7 protein-coding genes are annotated in these 7,253 nt (G+C 35.6%); 4 read left to right on the top strand and 3 right to left on the bottom strand.

Translation table 11 applies throughout. The features are described from left to right. Nucleotides 1-259: transposase (locus B5D55_RS04505; RefSeq protein WP_143593190.1), on the bottom strand; the 259-nt coding region annotated here is incomplete at its 3' end. 391 nt (nucleotides 260-650) lie between these two features. Here B5D55_RS04505 and B5D55_RS11945 point away from each other — a divergent pair. Further along, the gene (locus B5D55_RS11945; protein WP_268811095.1) at nucleotides 651-1,010 is read left to right on the top strand and encodes a polysaccharide biosynthesis protein; all 360 of its coding nucleotides are present in this window, start codon (nucleotides 651-653) and stop codon (nucleotides 1,008-1,010) included. Continuing rightward, nucleotides 937-1,857 (top strand): polysaccharide biosynthesis protein, encoded by a 921-nt coding sequence (locus B5D55_RS04500; RefSeq protein WP_268811094.1) that lies wholly within the window; start codon nucleotides 937-939, stop codon nucleotides 1,855-1,857. Before B5D55_RS11945 ends, B5D55_RS04500 begins: the two co-directional genes overlap by 74 nt. A gap of 134 nt (nucleotides 1,858-1,991) precedes the next feature. On the opposite strand, the gene B5D55_RS04495 is transcribed toward B5D55_RS04500, so the two are convergent. Both B5D55_RS04495 and B5D55_RS04490 read right to left on the bottom strand, forming a co-directional pair. Next, on the bottom strand, nucleotides 1,992-3,116 hold the full coding sequence (locus B5D55_RS04495) for an ATP-binding protein (RefSeq protein WP_200805276.1): 1,125 nt from the start codon (nucleotides 3,114-3,116) through the stop codon (nucleotides 1,992-1,994). Nucleotides 3,117-3,540: 424 nt separating this feature from the next. Then, complete coding sequence (locus tag B5D55_RS04490) at nucleotides 3,541-4,797, bottom strand: ATP-binding protein (RefSeq protein ID WP_078932800.1); 1,257 nt, start codon at nucleotides 4,795-4,797, stop codon at nucleotides 3,541-3,543. 246 nt (nucleotides 4,798-5,043) lie between these two features. Between B5D55_RS04490 and B5D55_RS12045 the strand changes: the two genes are divergently transcribed. Both B5D55_RS12045 and B5D55_RS04480 read left to right on the top strand, forming a co-directional pair. After that, on the top strand, nucleotides 5,044-5,232 hold the full coding sequence (locus tag B5D55_RS12045; protein WP_078932799.1) for an ATP-binding protein: 189 nt from the start codon (nucleotides 5,044-5,046) through the stop codon (nucleotides 5,230-5,232). A gap of 137 nt (nucleotides 5,233-5,369) precedes the next feature. Further along, nucleotides 5,370-7,187, top strand: a complete 1,818-nt coding sequence (locus B5D55_RS04480) for a DUF6788 family protein (protein ID WP_078932798.1) — start codon at nucleotides 5,370-5,372, stop codon at nucleotides 7,185-7,187. Nucleotides 7,188-7,253 lie beyond the last annotated feature (66 nt).

Here is a 7,253-nt window from a genome sequence, read left to right as displayed (position 1 = left end):
CGATTACTTCATCCTTCTTTTGAAGTTTTGCTTCAAGTTCATCGATTTTCTTCTGCTGGGCTTTTTCTGTAATGTCCGGTCTGGTACGGTTGAATATCATTGCCGCATTTTCCAAGAATTCTTTCTTCCAGTTCAGGATCATGTTTGGATGAATGTTGTTTTCCTTTGCAACATCGCTGACCGCTTTTCCATCCTGAATAACAGCCATCACAACTTTCAATTTTTCTTCTGCCGTAAAAGTTCTTCGCGTTCTTCCCATAAGGTGTCCTTCCTTTGTATTATACACCTTATTAGCTTTGCTGTTTTAGTCCAAGTTGCGGTTAGGCATTACAATATAGAAAAAATCATCCAGATGCTAAGAATTTAGGATCAACAGTTTTTGCTGAGTTTGTTTTACCTTTTGTAAATTTTATTAGAAGTTTAGTGGGAATTCAGGCTATTTACATTTATGCTTTGCCGGAGGACAAGCTTATAAAGCATTATAAGACTATGGGGTTTCATAGACTTGATCCGGAAGATGAACAGTTTGTACATCAGCATATAAAACCAAAGTATGATGAAGGCTGTGTTTTTATGTATCAGCTTTTGTAGAGAAGTTTTATATATTTTCAATATTCTATTATAGAAATCTAAATAAATAGGAATTATTTATGCAAGACAACATTCTGCCTTTAATCGGCCGTACAGCCCCATTATTTGAAAAAGATATTGCCGTAAACGAAGCATATCTATCTGAAACTATTCGAAACTCACGGTTTCTCGTAATTGGCGGTGCAGGAACAATCGGTTCTGCAATTTGCCGTGAACTTTTTACCCGAAATTCAAAAGTTCTTCATGTTGTTGATATTTCTGAAAATAACATGGTTGAGCTTGTTCGTGACATTCGTTCATCTGTTGGTTATGGTGACGGTGAGTTTGCAACATTTGCTTTAGACTGTGGAAGCGAGATTTTCCGAGCCTTTATCAACGAGCAAAAAAAAACGTATTGGTGGTTACGATTATGTATTTAATACATCTGCATTGAAGCATGTTCGTTCTGAAAAAGACCCATACACGCTCATGCGCATGATTGATACAAACATCTTCAACACAGACAGCACTATGATTATGGCAAAAGAATGTGGTGCAAAAAAATACTTCTGTGTATCAACAGACAAGGCAGCAAATCCTGTGAATATGATGGGAGCTTCAAAACGCATTATGGAATTCTATCTTAACCGTCGTTCTGTAGAAATGCCGGTATCTACGGCTCGTTTTGCAAATGTAGCATTCAGTGACGGAAGCCTTCTGTACGGATTTAACCGTCGTCTTGATAAAGGTCAGCCTCTTTCGGCTCCTAATGATGTTCGCCGTTATTTTGTTACTCCAAAAGAAGCCGGAGAACTTTGCCTTATGAGCTGTCTGCTTGGTGAAAACAGGGATTTGTTCTTTCCTAAACTTGACCACGATTTGAATCTTGTGACTTTTTCAAGCATTGCAGAAAAATATCTTATGAATCTTGGGTATGAACCAGTTCAGTGTGCAACAGAAGATGAAGCTCGTGCAAGAGTAGGTGAACTGAAGGCTCATCACAAATATCCTGTATATTTTTTCAAGAGCGACACAACTGGCGAAAAGGATTTTGAAGAATTTTTTACTGAAAATGAAACTGTCGTTATGGACAAATTTGATTCGCTTGGCGTTATTAAAAATGAATTGATTTATGACGAACAGCTCCTTCAGCACTTTACTTTAACAATTGAAAATATGAAGAAAAAAGGCGAGTGGTCTCGTGGGGAATTAATTGACTTGTTCAACGAAATGATTCCAAACTTCAATCACAAGGAAACTGGAAAATTCTTGGATAGTAGAATGTAACACTTTCCCTTGAAGAAAGCCTGCACCGCACAATTGACTACGAGTTTATCCGCAAGGTGGAAGGGCATACGTTTAGTTGTGGGTAAAACATTGAAAGAAGCTGAACGCTCAATCTGTCCGTACGCTCATAACGGTCATATTTTCAATTTTTCCCAGGATGCTAATTCTCCGTATTGCGTCTGCATGGTTGTTTCACCTGTGTAAATAACTTTACAGAAATCTTCCCCGGCATTTGCGAGTCTTGCCCAGTGTTTAAGGTTTTTGAAATAGTCGGGCGAGTAGGTTGAGCCTGCTTTTATTTCCCAGGCAGTCGGAAGTTCTTTTCCTTCTAATGAAATATTGTTTGTTATTAGGTCAATTTCTATGCCGTTCTTGTCTCGCCAGAATGAAAGGTTTGGTTCTTTTCCGCTATTATATGATGCTGCCCTGAATCTGTTTATGGCAAGGTTTTCAAATAAATTGCCTCGCAGATAGTGAGATTTAAGTTGTTCTGCATTTTGAATTTCCAATAAGGAACAGGCAAGTCCTGTGTCTGTGAAATAAAGTTTTGGACTTTTTATAATTCTTTTTGTGTAGTTGCGGTAGTCGGGCTTTAAAATATAGATGATAAAGCTTGTTTCTAAAAGAGAAATCCACTCTTTTGCTGTTGTTGCTCCAATGCCACAGTCGTCAGCAAGATTCTGATAGTTCAAAAGCTGTCCGATTCTTCCTGCACAAAGTTTTACGAATCTTGTGAATGTTTCCAGATTGCCTATGTTTTTAAGTTGCCTTACATCACGCTCAACATAAAGGTTTGTGTAGTCGCGATAAAACTGTTCCGGCGGAATGTGTGCGTCAAAAATACGCGGATAACCTCCTTTGAATATTTGTTCTTCAACAGTGTCTGGAAGGATGTTTGCATTTTTTTGTTCTTCATAAGAAAACGGCAGTAATTTAAGAACTGATGTTCGTCCTGCCAAAGATTGGGAGATTGCTTCCATCATATTCAAATTTTGTGAACCTGTAAGAACATACATTCCTTTTTCGCCTGCAAGGTCGATATGAGTTTGTAAATATGAAAAAAGAGCCGGTACACGCTGTGCTTCATCTATTATCGTGTGCTCTGGATATGTTTTTAAAAATCCTTTGCAGTCGATAGTGCAAAACTCCCGCATTTCAGGATCTTCTAAAGATACATAGTTCCATTCTGGAAGCAACATTCGTGCAAGCGTTGTTTTTCCTGATTGACGAGGACCTGTGATGGTTACTGTCGGATACATGGAAAGTAAATAAATCAAGTGTTGGGAAATACTTCTGTTAATCATGTCTATAATAATACTGGACAAAACAACTTTTGAAAAGTGGATTTTTCCAGTGTATGTCAATTTTTCTTTCAAAAAAGTGCTGTTTTAAGTTTCAAAAACTAAAGAGGTTTTGAAAAATGAAAATTCTAGTAACTGGTGCAAACGGCTACAGTTGATGACCTATTATAATTTTATAAAACTGTTTTCCGCTTGCAGTTGTCTTAATTTTTGCAGCTGTTTTTTGTGTAAAATTCATAGGACTCCGTCAGATTAACCTGGCGGAGTCTTTTTTTTTATGCTGAAATTACAACGCTAAAAATGGTCTGTTGAACACTTTCTGTAGTTTATACACCCGTGAAAATATGAAGCGAAGCGGAATATTTTCACAAGAAACCACCCCCTATATCCCCAAAAGATATACGGGGAAGGAATAGGAAATTTCATTTAGGGGTCTAATTTTATCGCAACATTCAATAACTAGACCAGTTTTAATTTGACGCTTGTATTTTTGAAGTACATTAAAGTTTTTTGTAGGATTTTTTGGAGAAATTCCTTTTTTAATTTCAATTGGGTAGATCCCATCTTCGTCAACATACAAAAGATCAATTTCTTTTTGATCAATATCACGATAATAATATAAGTAGTCTCTAGGATTTACATTAAACGAAAAGAAATTCTTTATTAGTTCGCTTACTACATAAGTTTCGAAAAATGCTCCACTCATAGCACAATTTTCTAACATTTTTGAATCCGGCCATTTACACAAATAAGCACATAATCCTGTATCCATAAAATACAGTTTTGGCGCTTTTATAATCCTGTTTGACATATTAGACATATAGGGCTGTAAAAGGTATATTATTCCAGATGTTTCTAGTATGGAAAGCCAGCGTTTGCAGGTTTTTACATCAATTCCAACAGCACCGGCTATTTCATCATAGTGAAGTTCTTGTGCAGTACGTAATGCGACTATAGATATAAAATTTCTAAATTGAGTTTCATTTGAAGCTACAATCAGCTTACGAACATCTTTTTCGATATACGTATTTACATAAGATTTATAATATATATTACGCTCAGAAACATTTGTACAAATATCTGGCATACCACCTTTATATATTTCTTCAAAGATTTGGGTTCTAGTTAAATATTCTGATTTTTCCTGCTGACTCCTTTGAATTAAAACTTCAATTTTAGGAGTAAACAAGTGTGCTTCCATAGCCTTTTTTTCTCTCAAAGTAAAAGAAGACATTTCTATTATACCACAACGCCCGGCCAGCGTTTCAGAAATACCCTGTTGAAGCTCAAACCTGTTTGAGCCAGTAAGTACATACATCAATTTTCGCTCTTCATTATTTTTAAGCCATATTTTTCTTTGTTCATCAATTTTTATTTTTATCGCATCTAGAAGAGCTGGGACTTTTTGAATTTCATCTATAATTATTGGCCATGGATTTACTTCCAAAAAAAGCTTTGGATTTTTTTCTGCTAATTCTCTATCTTCAGTATCATCAAGAGTAACACGATTGAAATTTGCAGGAAATACATAATCTAGAGTTGTAGACTTTCCAACTTGTCTCGGTCCGTACAAAACGATACATGGGAATGATTTTGCTGCTTCCAATATTGATTTTTCAACTGTCCGTTTTATATACATAAAAACCTCATTAAAGCATTGTTTTTTTTTCGATAAAAATGGGAATCAACTACCTTTTTCATCGAAAGTATAATATACGCCAATTAGAAATTCAAGACCTTGGCAAAATTCATGCGACAACTTTATTGACATATTCCTGAGGAGTATCAGAAGATAAAAGTCATATACAGAGAAAAGAAAAAGGTTGAAAAATAGTAAACTCTAAAATATACTACTCTAAAGTTTACATTTTCAAATAGAGTAAATATGTTTAAAGGCCGAAAAAAGGAACTTAAATTATTAGAAGACTTATATGATTCAAAACAATTTGAATTTCTCGTTCTTTATGGCCGTAGGCGTGTCGGAAAGACAGAACTCCTCAAAGAATTCACTAAAAATAAAAAACCGTTGATTCAGAAAAACCAATCGAAAAAAACATTGCAAGGGAAATACTAAGAGAAGGAAGCCCCTCGTGGTATTTCGTATTTTATATGATTTTTTATATTTTAACAAGAATAACCTATAATAACCTGTTTTCAAACAGGTTATTATAGGTTATAATAGGTACTGAAATCAAATTTTGAGGACAAGATATGGAAGATATAAATATTCAGATTTCAGACCTTGAAAGTCAGATTGCCTCGTTGCCAGTCGGTTATATTTCAAAAAAAATGATTAACGGAAAGGAACGTTATTACCAGCAGTGGACAGAAAACGGAAAAATAAAAAGCAAATATATCAAAAATGAAGAAGTTGAAGAATTTCAGAAAAAGATAGAATTCCGAAAATCCCTGCAGTCGAAGCTTTCGGAATTGAAATCTTCAGCTGCATTTATCGAGACACCATCAATAAAAGATGCAAAGTTCAATCTCAGGATTATGTATGGTAAGGATCTTAAGGATTTTGCATCACAGACAAAGGATTTTCATAAACGCGATTGTTTTACGCAGATTCAGGAATATCTTTACAGTGACACTCTGGATAAAGTCTGCCTCGTCTACGGACTTAGGCGAACTGGCAAAACAACGATGCTTCGCCAGTGCTTTTACGAAATGAAAGAAGGGGACTTTAAGCGTAGTGTTTATATCAAGGCAACAGTCACAGATACAATGGCTGCATTGAATAAAGATTTGAAACAGCTTCGTGAACTTGGCATTAAATATGTGTTTATTGATGAAGTGACTCTCATCAGCGATTTTATCGATTCCGCAGCAATATTGTCTGATATTTATTCGGCAATGGGAATGAAGATTGTTCTTTCCGGAACAGATTCCCTTGGTTTCTGGCTGGCAGTTCATGAAGAGCTTTATGACCGGGCAGTAATGGTTCATACAACCTATATTCCATTTTCCGAACATTCAAGACTGCTTGGTATTAATGATGTTGATGAATATATCCGCTATGGAGGAACACTGAAGGCTGGAGTCTGGAACTTTGAAAATAAAGAAGTAAATGCAGAGGATGCATCCTTCCGTGATAATGAGTCAACCAGAATTTATATTGATACTGCAATCTGCTCTAACATTCAGCATTCTTTAAAGTGCTATCAGGATGGAAATCATTTCCGAAATCTGTACGACCTTTATGAAAAAAAAGAACTTACTGGTGCAATAAACAGAATAATTGAAAATGAATCTCATAAATTCCTGGTTCAGATTCTTACTGATGATTTTAAATCTCACGACCTTCATCTTCTTGACCGGAATTTGAGAAAAGAGAGGGAAGAAGAAAATAGAATAGAGATTTTTGATAATCTGAATGAAGTTTCAGTTACTAAAAATCTTATGGAAATTCTTGAGATAAAGAATAAAGATTTGCAGATTGTTCAAATTACAGATGACCATGTTGAAGAAATAAAAGAATATTTAGAAGCACTGGATCTTCTTGACGAGTGTGATTTGAGGGCAATAGGCAAAAAATTAAAGTTTTCAGAAAATAAGATTTTTACTCAGCCGGGAATGAGATTCTGCCAGGCAAAGGCTCTTGTTCATTCGATTCTGAAGGACGAGAAATTTGATCAGTTGAGTGAGCCTGTAAAAACTTTTATTACAGAACGACTATTGGCAACGGTTATGGGGCACATGCTTGAAGATATAGTTCTTCTTGATACTAAGCGGCGATATGGAAAAAGCAAAGAAGTCTTTAAACTGTATTTTGCTGCCGGTGAATTTGATATGGTCATCTATGATAAGAAAAAAGCTGAAATAGAATGTTTTGAAATCAAGCACAGTGATGAAATAGTTGAAGAACAGGCAAAACATCTTTTGAATGAAGACAACATTGCAAACACCGAGAAGATATACGGAAAAGTTACTCGCCGATGCGTATTGTACAAAGGCGGCTCCGGTATTGCTTCAAACGGAATTGAATACAAGAATGTGGAAGAATTCCTGAATGAAATGAAGGGATAGCATTTTGTTGAGCCTCTGAAAAAGGTTGAAAAACAGTAAACTCTAAAGTATACTACTCTAAAGTTT

Origin of the sequence: Treponema porcinum (genome assembly GCF_900167145.1) — a bacterium.
Lineage (GTDB): Bacteria > Spirochaetota > Spirochaetia > Treponematales > Treponemataceae > Treponema_D > Treponema_D porcinum.
Note: the sequence above shows the minus strand (reverse complement) of the source record. Positions and strands in the feature narration are given on the sequence as shown.

What these genes read in the sequence shown, in the direction of transcription:
- B5D55_RS04495 (WP_200805276.1), bottom strand. Translation starts at nt 3,116, where the DNA reads ATGTATCCGACAGTAACCATCACAGGTCCTCGTCAATCAGGAAAAACA.
- B5D55_RS11945 (WP_268811095.1), top strand. Translation starts at nt 651, where the DNA reads ATGCAAGACAACATTCTGCCTTTAATCGGCCGTACAGCCCCATTATTT.
- B5D55_RS12045 (WP_078932799.1), top strand. Translation starts at nt 5,044, where the DNA reads ATGTTTAAAGGCCGAAAAAAGGAACTTAAATTATTAGAAGACTTATAT.
- B5D55_RS04480 (WP_078932798.1), top strand. Translation starts at nt 5,370, where the DNA reads ATGGAAGATATAAATATTCAGATTTCAGACCTTGAAAGTCAGATTGCC.
- B5D55_RS04490 (WP_078932800.1), bottom strand. Translation starts at nt 4,797, where the DNA reads ATGTATATAAAACGGACAGTTGAAAAATCAATATTGGAAGCAGCAAAA.